23 protein-coding genes are annotated in these 24028 nt (G+C 71.9%); 5 read left to right on the top strand and 18 right to left on the bottom strand.

Annotation, left to right across the window (positions count from 1 at the left end):
* Positions 1-5: 5 nt before the first annotated feature.
* Entirely contained in the window at positions 6-1481 is a 1476-nt protein-coding gene (gene pntB, locus ABIA33_RS33085; protein WP_370086883.1) for a Re/Si-specific NAD(P)(+) transhydrogenase subunit beta, read from the top strand.
* 215 nt (positions 1482-1696) lie between these two features.
* On the opposite strand, the gene ABIA33_RS33080 is transcribed toward pntB, so the two are convergent.
* Complete coding sequence (locus tag ABIA33_RS33080; RefSeq protein ID WP_370086881.1) at positions 1697-2488, bottom strand: crotonase/enoyl-CoA hydratase family protein; 792 nt, start codon at positions 2486-2488, stop codon at positions 1697-1699.
* 142 nt (positions 2489-2630) lie between these two features.
* Between ABIA33_RS33080 and ABIA33_RS33075 the strand changes: the two genes are divergently transcribed.
* Positions 2631-4235: an APC family permease gene (locus tag ABIA33_RS33075; RefSeq protein ID WP_370086879.1), complete on the top strand. Its 1605-nt coding sequence runs from the start codon at positions 2631-2633 to the stop codon at positions 4233-4235.
* A gap of 25 nt (positions 4236-4260) precedes the next feature.
* Here ABIA33_RS33075 and ABIA33_RS33070 read toward each other — a convergent pair whose 3' ends face one another.
* The 5 genes from ABIA33_RS33070 to ABIA33_RS33050 all read right to left on the bottom strand — a co-directional run bounded on the left by ABIA33_RS33070 (position 4261) and on the right by ABIA33_RS33050 (position 7457).
* Positions 4261-4599: an iron chaperone gene (locus ABIA33_RS33070; RefSeq protein ID WP_370086877.1), complete on the bottom strand. Its 339-nt coding sequence runs from the start codon at positions 4597-4599 to the stop codon at positions 4261-4263.
* A 26-nt stretch (positions 4600-4625) separates the two neighbouring features.
* The gene (locus ABIA33_RS33065) at positions 4626-5216 is read right to left on the bottom strand and encodes a hypothetical protein (RefSeq protein ID WP_370086875.1); all 591 of its coding nucleotides are present in this window, start codon (positions 5214-5216) and stop codon (positions 4626-4628) included.
* Between the two features lie 64 nt (positions 5217-5280).
* Positions 5281-5925 carry a hypothetical protein gene (locus ABIA33_RS33060; protein ID WP_370086873.1) on the bottom strand — a complete coding sequence of 215 codons (645 nt, stop codon included), beginning with the start codon at positions 5923-5925 and terminating at the stop codon, positions 5281-5283.
* A gap of 55 nt (positions 5926-5980) precedes the next feature.
* Complete coding sequence (locus tag ABIA33_RS33055; RefSeq protein ID WP_370086871.1) at positions 5981-7141, bottom strand: WXG100 family type VII secretion target; 1161 nt, start codon at positions 7139-7141, stop codon at positions 5981-5983.
* A gap of 4 nt (positions 7142-7145) precedes the next feature.
* Entirely contained in the window at positions 7146-7457 is a 312-nt protein-coding gene (locus ABIA33_RS33050) for a WXG100 family type VII secretion target (protein WP_370086869.1), read from the bottom strand.
* A 230-nt stretch (positions 7458-7687) separates the two neighbouring features.
* On the opposite strand from ABIA33_RS33050, the gene ABIA33_RS33045 reads away from it, so the two are divergent.
* The gene (locus tag ABIA33_RS33045) at positions 7688-8755 is read left to right on the top strand and encodes a LacI family DNA-binding transcriptional regulator (protein ID WP_370086867.1); all 1068 of its coding nucleotides are present in this window, start codon (positions 7688-7690) and stop codon (positions 8753-8755) included.
* 137 nt (positions 8756-8892) lie between these two features.
* Here the strand turns inward: ABIA33_RS33045 and ABIA33_RS33040 are convergent, their stop codons facing one another.
* Positions 8893-9627: a class I SAM-dependent methyltransferase gene (locus tag ABIA33_RS33040; protein ID WP_370086865.1), complete on the bottom strand. Its 735-nt coding sequence runs from the start codon at positions 9625-9627 to the stop codon at positions 8893-8895.
* A 172-nt stretch (positions 9628-9799) separates the two neighbouring features.
* On the opposite strand from ABIA33_RS33040, the gene ABIA33_RS33035 reads away from it, so the two are divergent.
* The gene (locus ABIA33_RS33035; RefSeq protein ID WP_370086863.1) at positions 9800-10243 is read left to right on the top strand and encodes a hypothetical protein; all 444 of its coding nucleotides are present in this window, start codon (positions 9800-9802) and stop codon (positions 10241-10243) included.
* 7 nt (positions 10244-10250) lie between these two features.
* Here the strand turns inward: ABIA33_RS33035 and ABIA33_RS33030 are convergent, their stop codons facing one another.
* The 9 genes from ABIA33_RS33030 to ABIA33_RS32990 all read right to left on the bottom strand — a co-directional run bounded on the left by ABIA33_RS33030 (position 10251) and on the right by ABIA33_RS32990 (position 18956).
* Entirely contained in the window at positions 10251-10952 is a 702-nt protein-coding gene (locus ABIA33_RS33030; RefSeq protein WP_370086860.1) for an SRPBCC family protein, read from the bottom strand.
* A gap of 15 nt (positions 10953-10967) precedes the next feature.
* Positions 10968-12080 (bottom strand): XdhC family protein, encoded by a 1113-nt coding sequence (locus ABIA33_RS33025; protein WP_370086858.1) that lies wholly within the window; start codon positions 12078-12080, stop codon positions 10968-10970.
* Positions 12073-13272, bottom strand: a complete 1200-nt coding sequence (locus ABIA33_RS33020; RefSeq protein ID WP_370086856.1) for a VWA domain-containing protein — start codon at positions 13270-13272, stop codon at positions 12073-12075. Before ABIA33_RS33020 ends, ABIA33_RS33025 begins: the two co-directional genes overlap by 8 nt.
* A 5-nt stretch (positions 13273-13277) precedes the next feature.
* On the bottom strand, positions 13278-14195 hold the full coding sequence (locus ABIA33_RS33015; RefSeq protein ID WP_370086854.1) for an AAA family ATPase: 918 nt from the start codon (positions 14193-14195) through the stop codon (positions 13278-13280).
* A gap of 10 nt (positions 14196-14205) precedes the next feature.
* The gene (locus ABIA33_RS33010; RefSeq protein ID WP_370086851.1) at positions 14206-15063 is read right to left on the bottom strand and encodes a xanthine dehydrogenase family protein subunit M; all 858 of its coding nucleotides are present in this window, start codon (positions 15061-15063) and stop codon (positions 14206-14208) included.
* Positions 15060-17420: a xanthine dehydrogenase family protein molybdopterin-binding subunit gene (locus tag ABIA33_RS33005; protein WP_370086849.1), complete on the bottom strand. Its 2361-nt coding sequence runs from the start codon at positions 17418-17420 to the stop codon at positions 15060-15062. Before ABIA33_RS33005 ends, ABIA33_RS33010 begins: the two co-directional genes overlap by 4 nt.
* Entirely contained in the window at positions 17417-17953 is a 537-nt protein-coding gene (locus ABIA33_RS33000) for a (2Fe-2S)-binding protein (protein WP_370086847.1), read from the bottom strand. The genes ABIA33_RS33005 and ABIA33_RS33000 overlap by 4 nt, the downstream gene beginning before the upstream one ends.
* 108 nt (positions 17954-18061) lie before the next feature.
* Complete coding sequence (locus ABIA33_RS32995; protein WP_370086845.1) at positions 18062-18586, bottom strand: hypothetical protein; 525 nt, start codon at positions 18584-18586, stop codon at positions 18062-18064.
* A gap of 106 nt (positions 18587-18692) precedes the next feature.
* Positions 18693-18956 (bottom strand): hypothetical protein, encoded by a 264-nt coding sequence (locus ABIA33_RS32990; RefSeq protein WP_370086843.1) that lies wholly within the window; start codon positions 18954-18956, stop codon positions 18693-18695.
* 182 nt (positions 18957-19138) lie between these two features.
* On the opposite strand from ABIA33_RS32990, the gene ABIA33_RS32985 reads away from it, so the two are divergent.
* Positions 19139-21277, top strand: coding sequence for a SpoIIE family protein phosphatase (locus tag ABIA33_RS32985; protein WP_370086841.1), 2139 nt, complete (start codon positions 19139-19141; stop codon positions 21275-21277).
* A 24-nt stretch (positions 21278-21301) separates the two neighbouring features.
* Here ABIA33_RS32985 and araD read toward each other — a convergent pair whose 3' ends face one another.
* Together araD and ABIA33_RS32975 are read right to left on the bottom strand one after the other, a co-directional pair.
* Positions 21302-23068: an L-arabinonate dehydratase gene (gene araD, locus ABIA33_RS32980; protein ID WP_370086839.1), complete on the bottom strand. Its 1767-nt coding sequence runs from the start codon at positions 23066-23068 to the stop codon at positions 21302-21304.
* Positions 23065-24027, bottom strand: a complete 963-nt coding sequence (locus tag ABIA33_RS32975; RefSeq protein WP_370086837.1) for a dihydrodipicolinate synthase family protein — start codon at positions 24025-24027, stop codon at positions 23065-23067. The genes araD and ABIA33_RS32975 overlap by 4 nt, the downstream gene beginning before the upstream one ends.
* Position 24028 lies beyond the last annotated feature (1 nt).

Here is a 24028-nt window from a genome sequence, read left to right as displayed (position 1 = left end):
CACCCATGACCGCCTCCACTGCCGCACAGGCCGCGTACATCGTCGCCGCCCTGCTGTTCATCCTCAGCCTCGCCGGACTCTCCAGGCACGAGACCTCGCGCTCCGGCATCGCCTTCGGCGTCTCCGGCATGGTGATCGCCCTGCTCGCCACGATCGGGCTCGCCTCGCGCAGCATCACCGCCACCGGCATCGGGCTGCTGTTCGTGGCCATGCTGATCGGCGGCGGTCTCGGGATCTGGCGCGCCCGCATCGTCGAGATGACCCGCATGCCCGAGCTGATCGCGATGCTGCACAGTTTCGTCGGGCTGGCTGCCGTGCTCGTCGGCTGGAACGGCTACCTCGACGTCGAGGCACGTGCCTCGACGCAGACCGAGATCGCCGGCTCCCTGCTGCGCATCCACCACGCCGAGATTGTCATCGGGGTGTTCATCGGCGCCGTCACCTTCACCGGTTCGGTCGTCGCGTATCTGAAGCTGTCGGCGCGGATCAGGTCCAACCCGCTGATGCTGCCCGGCAAGAACCTGCTCAACGTCGGCGCCCTGGTCGCGTTCGCGGTCCTCACCGTGTGGTTCGTCGTGCACCCGAGCCTGGCCCTGCTGATCGCGGTCACGGCCGTGGCGCTGGCCCTCGGCTGGCACCTGGTCGCGTCGATCGGCGGCGGCGACATGCCCGTCGTGGTGTCGATGCTCAACAGCTACTCCGGGTGGGCGGCCGCGGCCTCCGGCTTCCTGCTGAACAACAACCTGCTGATCATCACCGGAGCGCTGGTCGGCTCCTCCGGCGCCTACCTGTCCTACATCATGTGCCTGGCGATGAACCGTTCCTTCCTCTCGGTCATCGCCGGCGGATTCGGCATCGAGGCAGCCTCGACCGACGACACCGACCACGGGGAGCACCGCGAGACCAGCGCCGAGGACACCGCCGCGCTGCTGCGCGACGCGACCTCGGTGATCATCACGCCCGGCTACGGGATGGCCGTGGCGCAGGCGCAGTACCCCGTCGCCGAACTGACCCGCAGACTCCGCGAGCTCGGCGTGCAGGTGCGCTTCGGCATCCACCCGGTCGCCGGACGGCTGCCCGGGCACATGAACGTCCTGCTCGCCGAGGCCAAAGTGCCCTACGACATCGTGCTGGAGATGGACGAGATCAACGAGGACTTCGTGCGCACCTCCGTGGTCCTGGTGATCGGGGCGAACGACACCGTCAACCCGGCCGCCACGGACCCGGACAGCCCGATCGCCGGCATGCCGGTGCTGCGCGTCTGGGAGGCGGCGGACGTCATCGTCTTCAAACGCTCCATGGCCACCGGCTACGCCGGCGTGCAGAACCCCCTGTTCTTCCGCGACAACAGCCAGATGCTGTTCGGCGACGCCAAGGACCGCGTCGAGGACATCCTGCGCGCGCTGGGAACCGTCGCCGCACGAGGGGAGAGCGGTCGGGTCGGCAGCGGACGCGACCATCCGGCCCTCGTAGGAGGGTAGGCCGGTCCGGCCGATCTTCGCGGCTTCGGGCGTCAGCGGCTCCGCCGCGGGGCGCACGCCGTCGCAGTGACAGCATCCGGCTCCGCCACGTGGCGGAGCCTCGCAAGGCGGCGGAGCGCCCTTCGTAGTGGAGCTACCAGGGCGCTCCGCCCCCAGCCGTCGGCCGGGAGGTGCCCTCTTCGTGGCGAGGTGCCGCGCAGGCACCACGCGGGCCGCTATCCGGCTGCGCCGCCGATGTCCGTGAAGGAGCCGCCGCGTCCGGCGCCGGCCGCGAAGCGGGCCGCGCCTTCGCGGGTGTCGGCCGCGTACGACGCCATGCCGTGCCGCCACTCGTTGGCCAGTGCCTCCGGCTCGGTCAGGCCGTCCTGCTCCAGCAGTGCCAGCCGGTCCTGGCGCAGGCAGGTCTGCGGGAAGCGGGCGAGGTCGGCTGCCAACTCCTCGGCCGCCGCCCGCTCCTGGCCGACCGGGACCACCCGGTTGGCCAGGCCCATCAGCAGCGCCTCGTCCGCCGACACCGGCCGCCCGGTGAGAATCATGTCCATGGCCCGGCTGGTGCCGATGAGCCGGGGCAGCCGGAAGGTTCCGCCGTCGATCAGCGGAACACCCCACCTGCGGCAGAAGACCCCGAAGACCGCGTCCTGCGCGGCGATCCGCAGGTCGCACCAGAGCGCGAGCTCCAGACCACCGGCGACCGCGTGCCCGGCCACGGCGGCGATCACCGGCTTGCCCAGCCGCAGCCGGGTGGGGCCCATCGGGCCGCGCCCGTCCGCTTCGACCCGGTTGCCGCGCTCGGTGCCGACGGCCTTGAGATCGGCGCCCGCGCAGAAGGTGCCGCCCTCGCCCCACAGGACGGCGACGGACGCAGAGTCGTCGGCGTCGAACTCCTCGAAGGCCCGGCACAGAGCCTCCCCGGTGGGCCCGTCCACCGCGCCGCGCACCTCGGGCCGCGACAGGACCACCGTGTACACGGGCCCTCGCCGCTCCACCCTTACCGCGTCTTCAGCCATGGGTTCCGCCTCGTGCTTCCTCAGACCGACCGGCATCCGGGACACCGTAGGCCGTGGAGAGTGTGCGTGTCAGTGTCCGCCGCGGTCGTCTCCTGTGGTCCGATCAGATCGATACGCCGTGCTGAGGTGAGGGAGGCGGTCGGTGGCGGACCATCAGGCATACGGAGGCGCCGACGCGGCCGCGGTGACCGTCCAGGAACACCGCCTGCAGCGGGATCTGGGGTTCTGGGGCCTGGCCGCGATCGGCTTCTCCAACATCGTGGGTTCCGGATGGCTCTTCGCCGCCATGTACGCGGCGCAGATCGCGGGCCCCGCCTCGCTCCTTTCCTGGGTCGCCGCGGGGCTGCTGTGCGGTCTGGTCGCGCTGGTCATGGTGGAGCTGGGCGCCTCGCGGCCGGAGGGCGGCGGCACGGTGCGCTGGCCCCTCTACGCCAGTGGTCCGCTGGTGGGGACGGTCATCGGCTGGTCCGTCCTGCTCTCCGTCGGCGGTACGGCCGCCGAGATCAGCGCGATCATGCAGTACACGGCCCACTACCTGCCGGGTCTCTACCACGGTCATACGCTGTCTGCGTCCGGGCTGGGTCTGGCGACCGCGCTGAGCGTGCTGCTGACGGTGCTGAACTGGTTCGCCGTGCGGCTCTTCGCCGGGCTGAACAACCTGGTCACCGTGATCAAGATCGCGGTACCGGTGCTCACCATGGTCGCTCTGTTCGCGTCCGGCTGGCACTCCGGACGGCTCACCGACCACGGCGGCTTCGCTCCGTACGGTTACGCCGCCTGCCTTAGCGCGCTCGCCAGCGGCGGCATCGTCTACTCGGTGAACGGCTTCCAGGCGCCGCTGGACTTCTCGGGCGAGGCCCGCAACCCACGACGGACCATGCCCGCCTCCGTCCTCACCGGAATCGGCCTCGCCCTGCTCATCTACCTCGGCCTGCAGCTCGCGTTCCTGTTCACCGTGCCGGAGTCGCTGCTCGGCGGCGGGTGGCGGGGGGTCAACTTCCAGTCCCCGTTCGGCGAGCTCGCGTTGCTGCTCAATCTGCACTGGCTGGCCACCCTGCTGTACGCGGACGCGGTGCTGTCACCGGGCGGGTCGGCCTTCGTCGGCGTGGCGGTCGACGGACGACACACCTACGCCCTGGCCAAGAACGGCCTGCTGCCGCGGTTCTTCATGGCCGTGAACGGGCGCAGCGGCATCCCGCACCGGGCACTGGCGCTCAACCTGGCCGTGATCATCGTGTTCCTGCTGCCGTTCGGAGGCTGGCAGAGCATCGTCAGTGTCATGGGGGACATGTACCTTCTGATCTACGCCGCCTCAGCGGTGGCCGCGGAGGTCTTCCGTCGACAGCCCGGGGCGCTGCCCGGCTGGGTACCAGGGCTCCGCTGGATCGCGCCGATCAGCTTTGTCGTCTCGAGCGAGTTCGTCTACTGGTCCGGGTGGCACAACCTGCGGCTGGCACTGCCGCTCGTATTCGCGGGGGTGCCGCTGTTCCTGATCCTGTGGCGTGGCGCCGGCCGCGCGGCGGTCCGCGCGGAGCTGCGCACCGGCTGGTGGCTGGTGGTCTACCTGTTGCTGCTCACTCTGCTGTCGTGGCTCGGGAGCTTCCACGGAACCGACCGCCTGCCGGCGCCGTACGACTCGCTCACCGTCGCGCTGGTGTCGCCGGGCATCTTCTGGTGGGCGGTGCGCTCCGGTGTCAGGCATCTCGCGTCAGCGCCACCGGGCAACGCGGCCGCCAGCCGTTCGTGAGCGTGCGGCGGGTCAGTCCGGCGGGTCAGTCCAGAGCCGCCCGCACCAGGTCGCGGAGCTCGTCGTCGGGAATGCCGGCCGCGTCCTCCGGCCGCAGTTGGATGGTCCCTTTGCTCGTCCTCAGCGCCGGGTGCCGCTCGGTGAAACCGGCGTCGCGGCCCTGCCCCCAGCCGTAGAGCGACACCCCGTGCTTCCACGCACCGAGGAAGAGCCGGTGGCCGCCGACCTTGTAGGTGGGAATCCCATAGGAGAGGGCGACGGTTGCTTCGGGATGCGCCTCCAGGACCAATCGGTGGAGTCGGTCGAACAGGGGGCGGTGCTCGGGGGCGATGCCGTCGATGTACTCCCGCACTGCGTCGTCCATCTCCCCATTGCACCCCGGCGAGCGGGTCAGGGGAAGTCGGCGGCGACGATCACGGGCGTCGTCGGCGCGTTCTGCTGGACGGCGGCGAGGAAGCCGGGGCGGTCCAGATGCCAGAAGTTCACCGGGCGACTGGCGGCGAGCAACTCCGCGCTCTGACCGGTCAGCGCGGTGTTGGCGGCCTGCGCGACCCGGCTGCGCGCGGCCCCGGGAAGCGTCGCGGTACCGGGAGCGCGGTGCAGGCCGACGTAGGGCATCCGGGCACGACCAGCGTGCTGCACCCACAGCTCGACTGCGGTGATCTCCTCCCACGGCACGAACGCCTCCCCGGTCGCCGACCGCAGCGGAAGGCTGCCGAGGGTGACCCCGTCGGCGTCCACCCGCAGCGCGAGCCTGCGGCTGAGGACCGTCGCCAGGCCGGCGACCACCCCGCACAGACCGAGCAGGGCGGACAGGACCGAAATCACCGGCATGGGCACGGTGATGCCGTCCACCCGGGCCGAGCTGTACTGCGAGAACAGCAGCGGAGCGGCGAGGAAGGCGAGCGAGCCAAGGAGCACGAAGACGGACTTGCGGTTCCAGCCGTAGCGGACCTCGTACGTCGCGGAGGAGTCGGACACGCGCAGATTCTGGCAGCACGTTGATCCTTTGACCAGAGGTCCCGGGACGTCGATGCGCTCGCGCTCAGGCCGGGCGCTCGACCGACGGCCCGGGCCACGGATCGGGCTGGGCGGCCGCCGACTCCCAGCCCTCCGGGGGGATCAGCGACGCGAACTCCAGCAGAGTGTCCACCAGCATCAGCATCCGCTGGGGGGAACGCTGTTCGCGGACGACCCCCATCGCCACATGACCGTCCATCCGCCAGTCCAGGCCCAGCGAGCGGGTACGGTCCAGCGTCTCGGGACACAGCACCGCCCGGCCCACCGCCGGGTCCAGCGCGTAGCCCCGCAGCCCGTGCCAGAGCGGGCCGAAGGCGCCCTCGTTGAAGGTCTGGGCGTAGCCGCTCCCGATCGAGACCGGTGCCCATGCCTCATCTGCGTTCCGCACCGGCCGCGCCGAGACCGAGGGCAGCGGATGCGGGAACACCACAGTCGCCACCGTACGGAAGGTGGTCGTGGGGAACCTGCTGCTGCCGGTCCGGGTGATGTAGCGGAAGACCTCCGCCTGCGCGCCGCCCGGGAGGGGTCCGTGCAGCAGCCAGGAGAACTCGCGTTCCTTGGCGTTGAACGGGTGGTTGACGCCATAGCGGTCGCGGACCCCGGGCGCGTACGGGCTGCCCTCCCAACCGGGTCGGCCGGCGAGCGCGACGGCGATCTCTTTCTTCCTCATCCTTGTCCTTCGGTCCTTGCCCCTTCGATCCCCTGCCCGTTCGACCGCCGAGCGGTCAGGCAGGGGTCTGCACCGCACCGTCCGCGCCCTGGAACTGCTGCCCAACCTTCTGTCCGGGGTTCTGGTTCGCCGCGTTCTCCATCAGCCCGCCCTCGCCGTAGACCTGGCCGTTGCGACCGATCTCATAGCTCACCGGGAGCTCCGACGGATCGCTGCTGGCGTGCTTCCCCGTGCCGCTCGGCTCGGCGGTGTGCGCGACGTCGCCCGCCCCGGCCGCACCGGTCACGCCGCTGGTGAGGGTGTCCGCGATGGTGGTGCGCCCGTCCTTGCCCTGGACGGTGTCGGCGAACCCGGCCCCGAACGCGCTGGTCACCCCGCCCATCCCGGCCTGCTGGCCGATCCGCGCCGCGCCGGTGAGCCCATCGCCGGTGAGCGCCTGGGCGATCTTGCTGGGTGCTGCATGGGCGCCGTCCGACGTCAGTGCATGGCCCAGACCGCCGAGCCCCGCGCCTGCCGCGGCGCCGCCGAAGCCCGCGAGCGCGGCCGACTCGACGTCGGATCCGCCGATCAGCCCCTTCCCGGACATCAGGTTGGTGGTCTGGGTGCCGACCAGGTTCATCGCGGTGTTCTTGATGCCTGCCTTGAGCAGGTCGATCAGCACCTTGAGGGCCCGGGCCATCTTGTTACCGGCCTCGGCGAGCTTGGTCAGCGCCTCCTCGCCCTTCTTGGCGAGTTCGATGAAACGCTCCACCAACTTGACGATCTTCAGTGCGCGCACGCCCGAGGCAGCCGTGCTGACCAGGTCGGAGAGCCCGGCGGTGAGGAACGTGAGGGCCATGCCCGCGAGTTCCATCTCCGCGATCTCGAGGGCTATCTCCACGATCTGCTCGATGATGCTCTCGGCCTCGTTCGCGTAGGCGTCGAGTTCCTGAGCGACGATCTGGAAGTTCTCCGCGCTGGCCTTGAAGGCGTCACGCTGGGTCTTCCAGTGGGCGGTGAAGGCGTCCGCGGCCGATCCTTCCCAGTCCGGGCCGACCACGCCCGTCACCGATCCGTCGAGCCGGTCGGCGGTGCCGGTAAGTGTGCCGGCCATGGCGCGCCACTCCCCCGCGAGCCGGCGCAGCCCGGCCGGGTCGCCGCCCGGCCAGGGGATGTCGAGCAGCGAGAGGACCTTGGCGACCTTGTCGGCGACCGCCGCGTTGAGGTTGACGCCCACGGTGTCAGTTCCCCCCGAGCAGACGGGAGTTGTGCTGGTCGGTCTGTTGGTAGAGAGAGGCGTTGTACTCCAGCCCGTCAGCGTCGGTGGTCAGCATCTCGACCAGCTTGTTCAGGCCCTCGACCGTGTGGTTGACCATGTTCTGGTACTGGGTGGCGGTACCTGTGCAGGCGCCGAGTAGCCCGAACGCCTCGCCGACCTCGAAGACGTTGCCCTGGAATGTGGGCACGGCTCCCTCCAAGTCGGCTGCGGCGGCACGGAACTGCCCCGCGAGCCCGCGCATCGCGTCCGGATGTGTCCGGAAGGTGATGTCCATCTGCGTCCCCCATGTCTCGCGTCAGCTCGGACAACCCGGAAAGCATGCCATACGAACTGATGCGGACGGGCACCGCGGCCGCGCGCCTCGGCGTCGACTGTTGCTGTGATCTCACCGAATGCTTCCGGGAGACCGGAGACCTCAAGCCGTCGGCTCGGGAGTGTCCAAGGGGTCGGCAGCCCGGCTTCGTCACCCTCCGCGACCCGCCGAAGCGGACTACGATCCGTGCCGTGAACCCCAATACCGCGCACAACCAGCAGGAATCATCGCCCCGGGACGTCCCTGCGACCGGTGCGGCGACCCTGGCGGAGATCGCCCGCGAGGCCGGCGTCTCGGCTCCGACGGTTTCGAAGGTCCTCAACGGCCGTGCCGACGTGGCCGCGGCCACCCGGCTGCGGGTGGAGGAGTTGCTGCACCGCCACGGCTACCAGCGCCGCAGGGGCAACTCGCAGGCCGCACCCCTGCTCGACCTGGTCTTCCACGAGTTGGAGAGCTCCTGGGCGATGGAGGTCATCCGCGGCGTGGAGAACGTCGCCAGGGAGGAGGGCCTGAGCGTGGTGCTGTCGGAGTCCGCCGGGCGGCTGAGCCCGGGCCAGAGCTGGGTGGACGGCGTGCTGGCGCGCCGCCCGACCGGGGTGATCCTGGTGCTCTCCAACCTGGACGCGGCCCAGCAGGCCCAGCTGACCAGCCGCGACATCCCTTTCGTGGTGCTGGACCCGGCCGGCGACTCGGGCGAGGACGTCCCCGCGATCGGCGCCACCAACTGGCACGGCGGACTCGCCGCCACCCGGCATCTGCTGGAGTTGGGCCACCGGCGGATCGCCATGATCAGCGGGCCGAGCGGGATGATGTGCAGCCGGGCGCGGATCGCCGGATACCGGGCCGCGCTGGAGACGGCCGGGGTCGTCTACGAGCCGTCACTGATCCGCAGCGGGGACTTCCACCACGAGGCCGGCTACGCGGCGGGGCTGGAGCTGCTGCGGCTGCCGGACCGGCCTACGGCGGTGTTCACCGGAAACGACCTGCAGGCGCTGGGGCTCTACGCGGCCGCGCGGGAACTGGGGCTGCGGATCCCGGACGACCTGAGCGTGGTCGGTTTTGACGACCTGCCGATCGCCCGCTGGGTGGGACCGCCGCTGACCACGGTGCGGCAGCCTTTGACCGAGATGGCCGAGGCCGCCGCCCGGCTCGTGTGCGACCTGGCCCGCGGCAACCGGCCCAGTACCCTGCGGCTCGACCTGGCCACCCAGTTGGTGGAGCGCAGCAGTACCGCGCCGCCCCCGGCGTCCGTCGGGTGAAACCCGCGAGAGACGAAACCTGCACGGGTGATTGACGGCTCGAAAGGTCCGCCGTAGGGCCTGCGCATTCATTGGGTGATAATGCCAAAACCTTCGATCATCTCTGGTCCCCAAGGCTCGGTGGCCGTCAGCTGGTGTCAGATCTTCTCGTAGACCGAGACATGACTGCGGCTCGACCTGGTGAACGGGCCGCGGTCCCAGTCGTTGTAGCGCTCCCGCAGCCGCATACCGGCCAGCTGGGCCATCAGATCCAGCTCACTGGGCCAGCAGTAGCGCAACCGCAGCGGCCGCAGCGTGGTGGCCTCGGCGTCGAACGTCACCCGCTGATAGGTGACTGCCTGCTCGACGGGGTCGTGCAACAGGAACTCCATGTGCACGGCGTCCTCGGACAGGGCACGGGTCGCGACTCGCTGGCCCCGGTCGAACTCGGTCAGGTCCTGGATGAAGCACTCGATGACGAACACGCCGCCCGGCTCAAGGACCTTCGCGACGTTGCGGAAGCAGTCGACCTGACGCGCCTGGCTGGGCAGGTTGAACAGGGTGTTGAACACCAGGTAGGCCAGCTGGAACGGGCCGGTCACCCCCACATCGGCCATGTCACCGACGACGGTGGGGATCGACGAGCCGCCGGGCTTCGCGCGCATCCGCTCGACCATCGCGGCCGAACCCTCGATGCCCTCAACGGCGACGCCACGCGCCGCGAGGGGAATCGCCACCCGGCCGGTGCCGACGGCCAGCTCCAGGACCGCTCCACCGCCCGGGACGAGACCGGCCAGGAACTCGACGGCCGGAGCCGGGTCGAGGACGGTCCGCTCGTCGTACTCGTGCGCGTATCGATCGCCGAAGAACGCCGGGTCATTGAGTCCGCTCATGCCTGTGGACCCAACCAGCTTGCGCCCTGCGGCGCCACCGATTATCTGTGGAGCACACGGAGGACGGCGGCGGGCGAAGCGGCGCGCCATCGGCCGTGCCGACATCGGGGCGGTTATGACTGAGGAAGGGCTCCGGCCCTGCTCCAGCCCCCCGATGATCGGAGCACCCCTCATGCCCAGGGACTACCCGCCCATGCCGCTGCCGGGCTGGCCCACCGAGGACCCCTACCTGCCCGCGGTGCGCGGCCAGAGCCCCGCCGCTCTCTACCGCCCCCAGGGCGCCTCCTGCGGCGAGCAGGCGGCCGAGCTGCATCTGCACCAGCACGTCCACCACGCCCCGGTACCGGAGTCTCCGCTGCACCGCTATGTCGCGCCGATGGTGCCGGTCATGCTCGCCGCGGCCGTCCTGATCGGCGTGCTCGCCGTGGCCGGTCCGATCCTGGTGTCGATGGTGACCTCCGTCGCCGCTGCCGTCGAGGCCATCGCCGCGGGCGCGGGGACGCTGGTCGTGATGGCTGTGGCGGTCGTCTGGATGGTCCGGGGGATGCGCGCGGACCAGGCCAGAACCGCGAAGGCCTCGGCGAAGGCCTCCGCGAAGGGGCAGCGCTCGCGCTGATCGGCAGTCAACGGTGACGGCGGATCAGGATGAAGGCGAGCAGGGCGAGACCGGCGACGGCGAGGGCGGCTGCCGCCCGCTTGGCGACCGGCGCGCCGGCTAGACGGAGGAGATCGAGCGGCTCGGACTCGCCGGGCTGGAACTCGACCGGCTGGAAGTCGGCGAACTCGGGCTCGGCAGTCCGAGACTCCGACGTCCGAGACTCTGACGGCTGGGCCTCCGACGGCTGGGCCTCGGACGGCTGGGCCTCGGACGGCGCGGCCGAGGCCGCGCGCATGCGCTTCGCCAGGCACGCGGCGAACTGGTCGATGATGCGCTCGCCCACCTCGGCCATGACGCCGCGCCCGAACTGGGCCGGGCGCCCGGTGATCGTCAGGTCCGTGTCGACCGCCACGGCGGCGCCGCCGTCGCGGTCGGAGAGCGTCGCGGTCACGACGGCACGAGCCGTGCCCTGACCGCGTACCTCCTTGCCGGAGGCGACCAGCACGATCCGATGCGCTGCGGAGTCGCGCTCGCGGATGTCCGCCGTGCCTCGGTAGGCGACCGTGATCGGGCCCACCTTCACCTTCACCGACCCGGTGATCGTGTCGCCGTCGACGCCCTCCACCGCCGCACCCGGCAGGCACGGGGCGATCCCTTCGACGTCGAGCAGCACCGGCCACACGTCGTCGACGGGCACCGGAACCGTGAACTCGTGGTGCAGCTGCATGGTCTCCTCCTGGACTCAGTCCGGCACCGGCTGCCGCGAGTGGACCGCCCCGGCCGTCCCGCTGAGCGGGGCGCCGGTGCCGCCCCAACGCAGTGCGACGATCTCCGCCGCGATCGACACGGCCACCTCCTCCGGGGTGCGGGCGCCGAGGTCGAGGCCGATGGGCGCGCGCAGCCGTGCCAGCGCGTGCTCGTCCACCCCTTCCTCGCGCAGCCGCGCGAGGCGGTTGCCGTGAGTGCGCCGGCTGCCCATCACGCCGATATACGCGGCGGGCGTCTCCAGCGCGACCTCGATCAGCGGGACGTCGAACTTGGGGTCGTGGGTGAGCACGCAGATCACAGTGTCCCGATCGACCTCCGTGCCGCTCAGGTAGCGGTGCGGCCAGTCGACGACGACCTCCGCCTCGGGCGGGAAGCGCCGAGGGGTGGCGAAGACCTCGCGGGCGTCGCACACGGTCACCCGGTAGCCGAGGAACACGCCGATCCCGGCCACCGCCGCGGCGAAGTCGATCGCGCCGAAGACCAGCATCCGCGGCGGCGGGGCGAAGGACTGCAGGAACACGGTGACCTCGTCCTGCCGCCGCTCGCCGTGCGGTCCGTAGTGGCGTTGCGCGGTCGCGCCCTGGGCCAACTCCCCGCGCGCGTCCGCGACGACCGCCGCGTCGAGACCGCTCGCGCCGAGCGAGCCGGAGACCGCGTCCGGCCAGACGGCGAGCGCGGCGCCGGTCGGTGCGGGGCCGTCCAGAACGGTCGCCAGCGCCACCGGACGGTGTTCGGCGACCGACCTGGCGACGTCGCCGAACGTGGGATCGGTCTCGGTGTCGACGGCCCGTACCAGCAGGGTGATCTCGCCGCCGCAGGGCAGGCCGACCGCGATGGCGTCCTCGTCGGTGTAGCCGAAGGTCTCCAGGCGGGCCGCGCCGGTCGAGACCACCTCCTGGGCGAGCTCGAAGATCGCTCCCTCGACGCACCCGCCGGAGACGCTGCCCAGGACCACGTCGTCCGGGCCCACGGCCATCGCGGCGCCGGGCCCCCGTGGCGCGCTTCGGCTCACTCCGACGACCGTGGCCAACCCGAATCGCGCGCCGGACTCGTACCAGCTCCGCAGCGCCGGAAGGAACTCACGCATCGCCTGCTCCTCTCACCACGGCCGCCAGGTGTTCCAGTGCGCCCAGGCTGTGCCCTTCGACGAACGCGTCCACACTCGGGAGCGCTGCCGCCATGCCCGCCGCGAGCGGCGCGTACCCGGGGCGGCCCTTGCGCGGGTTGGCCCAGACCACGCGGTGTGCCAGCCGGTGCAGCCGGCGCATCTGCGCGGCGAGCAGCGCCGGGTCGCCACGTTCCCAGCCGTCGGAGAGCAGCACCACCACGGCTCCGCGGGCCATTCCGCGCTGACCCCACCGGTCCAGGAAGGCCCGGAGCATCTCGCCGAGCCGGGTGCCACCGCTCCAGTCGGGCACCGCAGCGCTGACGGCCGCCATCGCCGTGTCCGGCTGACGGTGCGCCAGCTCGCGGGTGACCCGGGTCAGCCGGGTACCGATGGTGAACACCTCGGTCCGGTACTGCGTCCCACCGGACCGCGAGCCGCGCGCACGACGTGTGGCGGCGTGCGCGAAGCGCAGCAGGGCGTCGGCGTACGGCGCCATCGATCCGCTGACGTCCAGCAGCAGGACGACGCGGCGCGGCTTGCTGACCCGGGCACGGTGGCGGAGCCGGGCCGGTTCGCCGCCACGGCGCAGCAGCTCGCGCACGGTGCGGCGCGGGTCGACGCCGCCGCGCCGTGCCGGGTGCTGCCGCGAGGTGCGGCGCGGTTCGCCGTCGAGCGCGAGCGCGGCGAGCAGCTTCCGCAGCTGCGTCCGCTCGGCGTCCGTCAGGCCGTCGACGTCACGATGCCGCAGCACCTCGGCGGAGCTCGCCAGCGCCGCGACCGGTGGTGTGCCGTCGGCGACCGGGCCGCTGTCGCCGGGCTGCGCGGCGACCGCTGCGAACACCGGTCGCGGCCGGGGTGCGGCGACGGTCCGCGGCGTCGAGGGCGCGGGTCGGTCGCCGAAGTACGCGGCGAAGGCCCGCTCGTAGCGCTCCAGGTCGTCTCGGCTTCCGCAGAGGGTGAGCCGGCCGGCCCAGTAGACGTCCGAGCGCTGCGTGGGTTCGAGCTGGTCGAGGGCGCTGAGGAAGGCCTGGACCCGGTCGGGCCCGGCGTCCACTCCGCCCGCGCGCAGAGTGCGGGCGAAGTCGACGAGTACGGCGGTCGCGTCCACGAGGCGCGCAGCGGCCACGGCGCTCACGGCGGGCGTAGCGGGCACGGCGGGCTGCGGGGTCATGGCTCTCATCCGCCCGGGGCGGCCGCGAGGATCGCGTCCAGGTCGAGGGCGCGGACCTGTTCGAGGTCCTCGCGGTACTTGACCACGGAGCCGAGCGTCGCCCTGGCCAGCTCGGCGTCGAGCGCGGTCGCACCGAGCGCGCCCAGGGCCTCGGCCCAGTCGAGGGTCTCGGCCACGCCGGGCGGCTTGAGCAGGTCCTGGCCGCGCAGTGCCTGGACCAGGACGGTGACCTGCGCGGCGAGGTGTTCGGTGACCTGGGGCAGCCGACGCCGGACGATGGCGAGCTCGCGCTCGAAGTCCGGGTGGTCGAACCAGTGGTAGAGGCAGCGCCGCTTGAGCGCGTCGTGGACCTCACGGGTCCGGTTGGAGGTGAGCACCACGACGGGCGGCTCCTGCCCGTGCAGGGTGCCCAGCTCGGGGATGGTGACCGTGTACTCGGAGAGCAGCTCCAGCAGCAGCGCCTCGAACTCCTCGTCGGCCCGGTCCACCTCGTCCACCAGCAGCACCGACGGGTGGGTCTGCAGAGCGCGCAGCAGCGGACGGGCGATCAGGAACCGGGTGCTGTAGAGCTCGTTCTCCAGCAGGTCGGCGTCGGCGATGCCGCCGGCCTCGGCGACGCGCAGGTGCAGCAGCTGGCGCGGGAAGTCCCAGTCGTACAGGGCCTGGGCGGCGTCGATGCCCTCGTAGCACTGCAGGCGGATCAGGGGCGCACCGAGGACCTGGGCGAGAGCTGACGCGAGCGACGTCTTTCCGGCGCCCGCGTCGCCCTCGCAGAGGATCGGGCGGTGCAGCCTGACTGCGAGGAAGCAGGCGAGAGCGAGGCCGTCGTCGGCCAGGTAGCCGACCTCCGCCAGCCGGTCCCGGAACGCCTCCGGCCGGTCCGGCCGCCCGACCTCGTCCGCCGCTTCGGTGCCGGCGCCCATGCCGTGCCCTTCACGCCATCCCGGCGGCGGCCAGCACGGCGCGCCGGGTGAGTACCCGGGCGAGGTGCTCGCGGTACTCGACCGATCCGGAGAGGTCGTTGCTGGGCCGGGTGCCCTCGGCTGCGAGCGCGGCGGCACGGGCCACCGCCTCGGAGGCGGCGTCCGCCCCGGCGAGCGCGGTCTCGGTGAGATGGGCGCGCTTCGGCGTCGGTCCCATGTTCACCAGGCCGACCCTGGCTTCGGCGATCCGGCCGTCGGTGCGGCGGACCAGCGCGGCCACGCCGACCACGGCCCAGGCCTGGGAGACCCGGTTGAACTTCTCGTAGTGGAACCCCCAGCCGTCGAGCACCGGGACCCGGATCTCGGTCAGCAGCTCGTCCGGGCGCAGCGAGGTCTGCAGGTAGTCGGTGAAGAACTCTCGGGCCGGGATGATGCGCCGCCCCTGCGGGCCGATCGCGACCAGCTCCGCGTCCAGGGCGAGGCACACCGCCGGCAGGTCGCCGGCCGGGTCGGCGTGGGCCAGCGAGCCACCGAGGGTACCCAGGTGACGCACCGACGGGTCGGCCACCGTCGCCGTCGCGGCGGCGAGCAGACCGACGTGGGCGCGCACCTGCGGGTCGTGGATGACGTCGTGATGGGTGGTCATCGCGCCGATGGCCAGGTGGTCGCCGTCCCGGCGCACGCCGCGCAGTTCCGCGATCCGGCCGACGTCGACCAGCAGGTCTGGGAAGGCGAGGCGCAGCCGCAGGATCGGCAGCAGGCTCTGGCCGCCCGCCAGCACCTTGGCCTCCTCCCCCGCGTCCGCCAGGGTGCGGACGGCTTCGTCGACCGTCTCCGGCCGGGCGTAGTCGAATGCCGCGGGGATCATTTCGTGGCCTCCTTGACGGCCTGCCAGACGCGCTCGGGGGTGCAGGGCATGCGGATGTCGCGGACGCCCAGCGGACGCAGCGCGTCCATGACGGCGTTGACCACCGCGGGGGTGGAGGCGATGGTCCCGGCCTCGCCGACGCCCTTGACCCCGAGCGGGTTGGAGGTGGCGGGGGTCTCGGTGCGGTCGGTGACGAGGTCGGGCAGATCCGGAGCGGCGGGGACCAGGTAGTCGGCCATGGTGCCGGAGACCAGGTTGCCCTCGTCGTCGTAGACCGCCTCCTCGTAGAGCGCCTGGGCGATGCCCTGCGCCACGCCGCCGTGCACCTGGCCTTCGACGATCATCGGGTTGACCACCCGGCCGACGTCGTCGACGCAGACGTAGGAGCGGATCCGGACCCGGCCGGTCTCGGTGTCGACTTCGACCGCGCAGAGGTGGGTGCCGTGCGGATAGGAGAAGTTGTCCGGGTCGAGCAGGTGCTCGGCGTTGAGGGTCGGTTCCATGCCTTCGGGCAGGTCGTGGCCGGCGAAGGTGGCGAAGGCGATCTCCTGGATGCTCTTGTGCGCCTCAGGCGATCCCTTCACCGTGAAGGTCCCGCCGGAGAACTCCAGGTCGTCCTCGCTCGCCTCCAGCAGGTGAGCGGCCACCCTGCGGGCCTTGGCCACCACCTTCTCCGCCGCCCGGTGGACCGCGACGCCGCCGATGACCAGCGAGCGGGATCCGTAGGTGTCCATGCCCTGCGGAGCCACCCGGGTGTCGCCGTGCATCACCTCGACGTCGTCGAAGGGGACGCCCAGCGCGTCGGCGGCGATCTGGCTCCAGCAGGTGACGTGGCCCTGCCCGTGCGGGCTGGTCCCGGTGATCACCTCGACCTTGCCGGTCGGCAGCATCCGGATCGAGGCCGCCTCCCAGCCGCCCGCGGCGTAGCGGAGGCTGCCGAGGATCCGGCTGGGGGCGAGGCCGCACATCTCGGTGTAGGTGGAGATGCCGATACCCAGGCGGACCGGGTCGGCGTTGTCGTGACGGGCGCGCTGCTCGGCCCTGAGGTCGTCGTAGCCGAACAGGGCGAGCGCCCGGTCGGTGGCCGCCTCGTAGTTGCCGCTGTCGTAGGTGAGTCCCGCGATCGTGGTGTAGGGGAACTCGTCGTGCTGGATCCAGTTGCGGCGGCGCAGTTCCAGCGGGTCCGTGCCGAGTTCGGCGGCCAGTTCGTCCATGGTCCGCTCGATGGCGAAGGTCGCCTCCGGGCGGCCGGCTCCCCGGTAGGCGTCGGTGGGGGTCTTCGTGGTGAACACGCCGGTGCAGGTGAAGCTGTAGGCGTCCATCTTGTAGATCCCCGGGTACATGAAGGCGCCCAGCAAGGGAGTGCCCGGAGTGATGATCATCAGGTAGGCGCCCATGTCGGCGAGGATGTCGGCCTTCAGGCCGAGCAGCTTTCCGTCGCGGGTGGCGGCGAGCTCGATGTCCTGGATCTGCCCGCGGCCGTGGTGCGTGGCCAGGTAGCCCTCGGAGCGGGACTCGGTCCACTTCACCGGGCGGCCGAGCCGCCGGGCCAGCCCCAGCGCGATCGCCTCCTCGCCGTACACCTGCAGTTTTGACCCGAAGCCGCCGCCGACATCCGGGGCGACCACGCGGAGCTTGTGCTCCGGGATTCCGGTCGTCAGCGACATCATGATCCGGACGATGTGCGGGATCTGGGTCGCGGAGTAGAGGGTGTACTCACCGGAGGAGGCGACCGGAGCGGCCACCACCGCCCGGGGCTCCATCGCATTGGGGATGAGCCGCTGCTGCGTGTACCGGCGGCGCACCACCACGTCGGCCGCGGCCCTGGCCGCCGCGTAGTCGCCGGAGGCCAGCGGCCAGGTGTAGCAGCGGTTGGTTCCCTTGCCGGAGTGCACCAGCGGGGAACCCTCGGCCAGCGCGCCCTCCAGGTCCAGGACCGGGGGCAGCGGCGTGTAGTCGACCCAGATGTCCTCCAGCGCGTCCGCCGCCGTGTAGCGGTCGCGGGCGACGACGACCGCGACCGGGTCGCCCGCGTAGCGGACCTCGTCCACGGCCAGCGGCGGATGGTCGGGCAGGACCATGTCCTCGGTCACCTGCCAGGCGCACGGAAGGGAGCCGAGTTCGGCCGCCAGCTCGCGGCCGCTGAAGGCCGCGATCACGCCGGGGCGAGCGAGTGAGGGGGTGACGTCGATGCGGTCGATCCGGGCGTGCGCCATCGGGCTGCGCAGGATCGCGACGTGCAGCAGGCCGGGGAGGGTGATGTTGTCGGTCCAGTTGGTCTGCCCGGTGACCAGCCGTGCGTCCTCCTTGCGGGTGCGCGAGCGCCCGACCTCCGGTGCGATGAGCTGCTCGGTCATGCCGGCGCCTCCTGACCGGTCGTGCTGGGCACGTCCGAGCGCACGCCGCGCGGCTCGGGTGCGCCGTGGCGGCGCAGCTCGGCGGCGGCGGCGAGGACGGCCCGGACGATGTTCTGGTAGCCGGTGCAGCGGCAGAGGTTGCCCTCCAGCGCGTGGCGGACGTCCTCGGGGGTGGGGTCGGGGTTCTCCTTGAGCAGGTCCCGGGCGGCCATGATCATGCCCGGGGTGCAGTAGCCGCACTGCAGCGCGTGCTGCTCGTGGAAGGACTTCTGCAGCGGGTGCCAGGCGTCGCCCACGGCGAGGCCCTGGATCGTGGTCACCTCGCCGCCGTCGGCCTGGACGGCCAGCACCGAGCAGCTCTTGACGCTCGCGCCGTTCAGGTCGACCGTGCAGGCCCCGCAGTTGCTGGTGTCGCAGCCGACGGGGGTACCGGTGAGTCCCAGCCGGTCACGCAGGTAGTGGACGAGGAGGAGGCGCGGCTCGACCTCATCCTCGTACGCCACGCCGTCGACGTTCACGGAGATGTGAGCCATCTGCCCCTCCTAGGCTCTCGGGCCCTGGGCACTCGGGCCCGAAACGGCAGAATTCCGCTGATACCAACAACCCTAGGCCCGGGTTCGCGGCTGCGCGAGGCGTCCCGCTCAGGCCTCGGGGCCGACGAGGCAGTTGAAGGTCTGTCCGGCACTGCCCGACAGGACGGCGTGCAGGTCGTGCTCCTGGGCAAGAGGGGCGGGAAGAGCGAGGTCCTGGACTCCCACGGTCACGCTCAGGTCGTGCCGGTGGACGCTCCCTGCGGAGGCGGACTCGACGGTCAGCTCGCCGGCCACGGTGGTCAGCGCGGTCCAGGCAGTGACGGTGACGCCGTCCGCGGCGACGCGGTATTCGAGGGCGCACACCGGCGGTACGGGCGCCCCCGGAGGTGGAGGCCATGGCGCCCCGGGCGGCGGCAACGGCGGTAGCGGCGGCCCCGCCGGTCGCGGCGGCAGCCGTAATGAGGAGCTCGGGCCGGTGGCGGCCTGGACGGGTACGGTGCGCGAGTCCATGGCGATGACCACGAGCAGCGGAACGAAGAAGACGAGCAGGACCGCGATGCCGATCATCAAGGAGCCGTGCGACCGCGGCTGCGGCGGTTCCTGGAACGGCTCCGACGACCGGGTGAACGCCATGTTCGTACTCCCCCTGTTGTGCGTGCTCGCGCCAGACTTGCAGCAACGACCCGGCCGCTTACGGCTCGTTGCCGGAATGTGACGCCGCAGGCACGCGCCGCCCGTGTCACCCGCCCATCAGGGGCAACCCGCTGATCACCCCGGGGACCGCCGAGCCGACCCTGGCGAAGGTGGAGCAGTCGCTGCCGGAACCAGGCTGGACGGTCTGCACCTCGTCGCAGACCGCGTCGTAGTTCCCGGCGGTCGGCACGGTCGGCGCCATCGGCGCGGTGGGCGCCATCGGCGCCTGCGCGGCGCTCGCGGCCGGGGAGGCGGTGACGACCGCAGCCACGGCGAGCAGCGCCGGGGCCAGGATGTGTCGAGTCTTCATGCCCGCACCAACGAGCCGTCCGATCCAGCGATGCGCCGAGTCCCCCGTGTGGCCGCGCCGCAGGAGACAGGTCCGGGCTGCGGGTCGGCCCGTCCAGCGGTCGCGACCGAACCCCGTGCGGTGATTTGATCGTAAGTATCCGATTCGGTGTCGGGATCCGTCACTGAGAGCAGGCCCCTGTCGTGAGCACTCCGGAGCGCTTTGACGGCGACCCCACCGGGAGCCGCCTGGATGACGCCGTGCTCGCCGCAGTGTTCTCGCAGTCGCCGATCGGTCTGCAGCTGATGGACACCCACCTGCGGATCGTGCGGGTCAACTCCGCGGCGCGGCTCATCCGGCAGTTCCCGGTCGACCGGATGCTGGGCCGACCGCTGCTTGAGGTGCTTCGCGCCTTCGAGGTCGACAGAGCCGAGCAGATCGTGGGCCTTGCGCGCAGGGTGCTGGAAACCGGGCAGCCCGTGCTCGACCTGCAGATCCACCTGCGCAGCAAGGACGACCCGCCGGTCGAGGCGGTGGCCTCGGCAGCCTGCTTCCGGCTCCAGGACACCGACGGGACGGTGCTGGGCCTGGCCACCGCCCTCGTCGACATCACCGATCGAACCCGCGCCGAGGCGCGGCTGCTCCTGCTGAACACCGCCAGTACCACGATCGGGACAACCCTGGACGTCTTCCGCACGGCCGCCGAACTGTGCGAGGTGACCGTGCCGCAGCTCGCCGACTCGGTCGCCGTGGACGTGCTCGACTCCGTCATGTGCGGTGAGGCCCCGACCTCTGGTGCGGTAACCGGGAACCTGCCGCTGCGGCGAGCCGGCTTCCGCTCCGGCGCCCCCGACGTCCACCAGGGCGTACCCAGCGTCGGAGAAGTGAGCGTCTACCGGGTCGGCACCCCCTACCGGCAGGTGCTGTCGACCCTGCAGCCACGTCTGATCCAGCAGGTGGACCCGGACAGTGCGTGGCTCGACCTCGACCGGACCCGCGGCGCACGGCTTCGCGCGGCCGGGGTGCACTCGCTCATGGTGGTGCCGATGTGCGCCCGCGGCGTCGTCCTCGGGCTGGCCTGCTTCTACCGCTGGCGCGATCCGTCGCCGTTCGACCGTGAGGACCTGGCTCTCGCCGAACAGCTGGCCGCGTCCACCGCGCTGTGCCTGGACAACGCGCGGCTGTACAACCGCGAGCGCTCCGTGGCGCGGATCCTCCAGCTCAGCCTGCGACCGCCGCCACCTGCGGTCCACATCGCCGCGGAGACCGCGCACGACTACCTTCCTGCCGGGTCCGGCGGCGGCTGGTTCGACGTGATCCCCCTCTCCGGAGCCCGGGTCGCGCTCGCGCTCGGCGCCACCACCGGCCAGGACCGCTACGCCGCCGCGGCCATGGGAGAGCTGCGCGCCGCCATCGCGGCGCTCTCGGACCTCGACCTGCCGCCCGACGAGATCCTGGAAAGGGTGCACGACCTGGTCACCGGGCCGGCCAGGGCCGCCGACCAGGAGCGGCGACCGGATCAGAGCCAGCCGGCGACCTGCCTCTACACGGTCTACGACCCGGTGACCCGGGCCTGCACCACGGCCCGCGCCGGACACCCGCCACCGGCGGTCCTCCTCCCGGACGGCACGGCGGAGTTCCTCGACGTCCCCGAGGGCCCGCCGCTGGGAGAGGGCCTCGCGCACTACACGGTCGGGGAACGCACGCTCCCCGAGGGCAGCGTCCTGGTCCTCCACAACGACGCGCTGCTCCAGGAGGGTCCGCGCCCGCTCCACCTGCCGCTGGACCGGGTCAGCCGAGCCGCCGCGACCGCGGAGTCCTCGCTCCAGGACGCCTGCGACGCGATCCTCGACGCGGTGGCCCCCGAGCAGCCCGGGCAGGACGTCGTCCTGCTGCTGGCCCGGACCCGCGCACTGGACGCGGACCAGACCGCCGCCTGGTCACTGCCCAACCGTCCCGAAGCCGTCGCCAGAGCTCGGAAGCTCACCGCCGCCCAGCTCGCCACCTGGGGCCTGGCCGATCTGGAGGACCTGACGGACAGCACCGCACTGATCGTCAGCGAGCTGGTCACCAACGCGGTCCGCTACGCCGAAGGCCCCATCGAGCTCCGGCTCATCCGCGATCGCACGCTGATCTGCGAGGTCACCGACGACAGCAGCACGGCCCCCCACCTGCGCCGCGCCCACGACAGCGACGAGGGCGGCCGCGGCCTCTACATCACCGCGCAACTGACGGAACGCTGGGGCACCCGACCCGGCTGCCGCGGCAAGACCATCTGGGCCGAGCAACTCCTGCCCGACCCGACACCGGCCAACACCAGTGGCGGTTCCGCAAAGTCCTAGCGCGCGCCCCGCTCACGTCCGCGGCTACTGGGGGTCTACCGCGGGGTTGTGCCCGGAGCCGGCGAGGAAGTCGAAGTCGCAGCCCTCGTCCGCCTGGGTGATGTGCTCGGCGTAGAGGGCGCCGTAGCCGCGCTGGTACTTCGGTTCCGGCGGGGTCCACTCCGCGCGACGGCGCTCCAGTTCGGCACCGTCGACTTCGAGTTGGAGCAGTCGCCGCTCCACGTCCAGGCTGATCCGGTCGCCGGTGCGGACGAGTGCGAGGGGGCCTCCGGCGTACGCCTCGGGAGAGACGTGCAGAACGCAGGTGCCGTAACTGGTGCCGCTCATCCGGGCGTCGGAGATCCGGACCAGGTCCTTGACGCCCTTCTCCAGCAGGTAGGCGGGGATGGGCAGCATGCCGTACTCGGGCATCCCCGGTCCGCCGACGGGGCCCGCGCCGCGCAGCACCAGGACGGTGTCCTCGGTGATGCCCAGCGCCGGGTCGTCGATGTGCTGCTGCAGCTCCTGGTAGGAGTCGAAGACGTGGGCGGGGCCGGTGTGCCTGAGCAGCTTCGGGTCGGCGGCGAGGTGCTTGATCACCGCACCACCGGGGGCCAGGTTGCCGTGCAGCACGGCCAGTCCGCCCTCCTCCGCCACCGGGTCCTGCGGCGATCGGATCGCCACGGGTCCGCCGTCCTCGGGCTGGTGGACCTCGGCGTCCTGGTAGTACTCGGCGAACGGCCGGCCGGCCACGGTCGCGCGCTGCGGGTGCAGGGCCCCGGGGACCTCGCTGAGCTGCCGCAGCAGCGCGGGAAGTCCACCGGCGTAGTAGAAGTCCTCCATCAGCAGGGCCCCGACCGGGCGGATGTCCGCGAGCACTGGCACCCCGCGACCGATCCGGTCGAAGTCGTCCAGCCTGAACGGCACGCCGACCCGTCCGGCCATGGCCACCAGGTGGATCAGCGCGTTCGTGGAGCCGCCGAGTGCGAGCACGGTCGCCGCGGCGTCCTCGAACGCCTCCCGGGTCATGATCACGCTCGGGGTGAGGTTCTCCCCGACCAGTTCCACGATGCGCAGACCGGAGGCGGCCGCCATGCGGTGGTGCGCGGAGTCGACAGCGGGGATGGAGGACGAGCCGGGCAGCGCCATGCCCAGCGCCTCGGCGGCGGCGGTCATCGTGGAGGCGGTGCCCATGGTCATGCAGTGGCCCGGGGAGCGGGCCAGTCCGCACTCGACCTGGGACATCTCGCACTCGCCGATCCGGCCCGCACGGTACTCGTCCCAGTACGCCCAGAGGTCCGTGCCGCTGCCCAGCGTCCGCCCGCGGTGGTGGCCGCGCAGCATCGGACCTGACGGCACCACGATCGCGGGCAGGTCGGCGCTGGCCGCGCCCATCAGCAGCGCCGGGATCGTCTTGTCGCATCCGCCCATCAGCACCGCGCCGTCCACCGGGTAGGAGCGCAGCAGTTCCTCGGTCTCCATGGCGAGCAGGTTGCGGTAGAGCATCGGGGTGGGCTTCTGGAACGTCTCCGACAGCGTGGCCACCGGGAACTCCAGCGGGAAGCCGCCGGCCTGCCAGACCCCGCGCTTGACCTGCTCGGCCCGCTCCCGCAGATGCATGTGGCAGGGGTTGATGTCGGACCAGGTGTTCAGGATCGCGATCACCGGCTTGCCGAGGTGTTCCTCGGGCAGGTAGCCGAGTTGGCGCATCCGCGAGCGGTGGCTGAACGCACGCAGCTTGCCTCCGGTGGCGCCCTCGCCGAACCAGGCGGCGCTGCGGAGTCGCCTGGGTCCGCCCGCGTCCTCGCTCACAGCCGGCCTCCGGCCTGCCAGCTGCGCAGCAGCCCGGCGATCCGGTCGCGCAGGTCCTGCGGCAGCACCCGGGACGGCGGCCGCACCGCGCGCCCGGCGAGCCCGAGCTGAGCAAGGGCCTCCTTGACGACGCTGACGTTGTCGGCGGAGGCGTCCGCGGCGCGCAGCTCCTCGAAGGTCCGCGTCTCCTCCCACACCCCCATCGCCTTCGCGTAGTCGCCGCCGCGCAAGGCCTCCAGCAGCGCCAGCGAGAGCTGCGGGACGACGTTGACCAGGCCGGAGGTGAAACCGGTGGCGCCGACGGCCCAGTAGCCGGGGGCGGACAGTTCGGCCAGACCGGCGATCCAGGCGAAGCGGTGCAGACCGGCGTCCCGTGCCACTGACGCGAAGCGGACCGGGTCGGGGACGGCGTACTTCACGCCGATCACGTTGGGGCAGAGGTCCGCCAGTGCACGGATCTGCTCGCCGCTGATCCTGGGATCGCGGACGTAGAGGACGACTCCGAGCTCGGGCACGGCTTCGGCGATCCTGCGGTGGTACTCCACCCATCCCTCGGCGGAGCGGTACGGGTGCACGGGCTGATGCACCATCAGCGACCCGGCGCCCGCGTCGCGGGCGTGCCGGGCGGCGTCGATCGCGCTCGCCACGTCCAGGCCGACGCCCGCCATCACCTCCGCGCGGCCCTCGACCGCCGTCACGGTGGACTCCACCGCGCGGCGGGTCTCGGCCCGGTTGAGGGTGTAGAACTCGCCGGTGTTCCCGTTCGGGGTGACGACCTCCACGCCGTGCTCCACCAGGCGGTGGATCAGTGTGGCGTGGATGTCCCAGTCGACCTGCTCGCCGTCCGCCCGGAACGGGGTCACCGGAATGGCGACGACCGTCGACAAGCGGGCACGCAGCAGGTCCAGCGGCGGGGCCGGGTCCGGTGAATCCGAGGTCTCCGAGGTCTCCGAGGTCATG

The sequence above is a fragment of the Streptacidiphilus sp. MAP12-16 genome (genome assembly GCF_041262165.1).
GTDB lineage: Bacteria > Actinomycetota > Actinomycetes > Streptomycetales > Streptomycetaceae > Streptacidiphilus.
The sequence above is the reverse complement of the archived record's forward strand: the minus strand, read 5'-3'. Positions and strand labels throughout refer to the sequence as shown.

What these genes read in the sequence shown, in the direction of transcription:
- ABIA33_RS33050 (WP_370086869.1), bottom strand. Translation starts at nt 7,457, where the DNA reads ATGGACATCACCTTCCGGACACATCCGGACGCGATGCGCGGGCTCGCG.
- pntB (WP_370086883.1), top strand. Translation starts at nt 6, where the DNA reads ATGACCGCCTCCACTGCCGCACAGGCCGCGTACATCGTCGCCGCCCTG.
- ABIA33_RS33005 (WP_370086849.1), bottom strand. Translation starts at nt 17,420, where the DNA reads ATGACCGAGCAGCTCATCGCACCGGAGGTCGGGCGCTCGCGCACCCGC.
- ABIA33_RS33025 (WP_370086858.1), bottom strand. Translation starts at nt 12,080, where the DNA reads ATGCGTGAGTTCCTTCCGGCGCTGCGGAGCTGGTACGAGTCCGGCGCG.
- ABIA33_RS33070 (WP_370086877.1), bottom strand. Translation starts at nt 4,599, where the DNA reads ATGGACGACGCAGTGCGGGAGTACATCGACGGCATCGCCCCCGAGCAC.
- ABIA33_RS33010 (WP_370086851.1), bottom strand. Translation starts at nt 15,063, where the DNA reads ATGATCCCCGCGGCATTCGACTACGCCCGGCCGGAGACGGTCGACGAA.
- ABIA33_RS33060 (WP_370086873.1), bottom strand. Translation starts at nt 5,925, where the DNA reads ATGAGGAAGAAAGAGATCGCCGTCGCGCTCGCCGGCCGACCCGGTTGG.
- ABIA33_RS33020 (WP_370086856.1), bottom strand. Translation starts at nt 13,272, where the DNA reads ATGACCCCGCAGCCCGCCGTGCCCGCTACGCCCGCCGTGAGCGCCGTG.
- ABIA33_RS33000 (WP_370086847.1), bottom strand. Translation starts at nt 17,953, where the DNA reads ATGGCTCACATCTCCGTGAACGTCGACGGCGTGGCGTACGAGGATGAG.
- ABIA33_RS32995 (WP_370086845.1), bottom strand. Translation starts at nt 18,586, where the DNA reads ATGGCGTTCACCCGGTCGTCGGAGCCGTTCCAGGAACCGCCGCAGCCG.
- ABIA33_RS33015 (WP_370086854.1), bottom strand. Translation starts at nt 14,195, where the DNA reads ATGGGCGCCGGCACCGAAGCGGCGGACGAGGTCGGGCGGCCGGACCGG.
- ABIA33_RS33030 (WP_370086860.1), bottom strand. Translation starts at nt 10,952, where the DNA reads ATGCAGCTGCACCACGAGTTCACGGTTCCGGTGCCCGTCGACGACGTG.
- ABIA33_RS33035 (WP_370086863.1), top strand. Translation starts at nt 9,800, where the DNA reads ATGCCCAGGGACTACCCGCCCATGCCGCTGCCGGGCTGGCCCACCGAG.
- ABIA33_RS32975 (WP_370086837.1), bottom strand. Translation starts at nt 24,027, where the DNA reads ATGACCTCGGAGACCTCGGAGACCTCGGATTCACCGGACCCGGCCCCG.
- ABIA33_RS33080 (WP_370086881.1), bottom strand. Translation starts at nt 2,488, where the DNA reads ATGGCTGAAGACGCGGTAAGGGTGGAGCGGCGAGGGCCCGTGTACACG.
- ABIA33_RS33040 (WP_370086865.1), bottom strand. Translation starts at nt 9,627, where the DNA reads ATGAGCGGACTCAATGACCCGGCGTTCTTCGGCGATCGATACGCGCAC.
- ABIA33_RS32990 (WP_370086843.1), bottom strand. Translation starts at nt 18,956, where the DNA reads ATGAAGACTCGACACATCCTGGCCCCGGCGCTGCTCGCCGTGGCTGCG.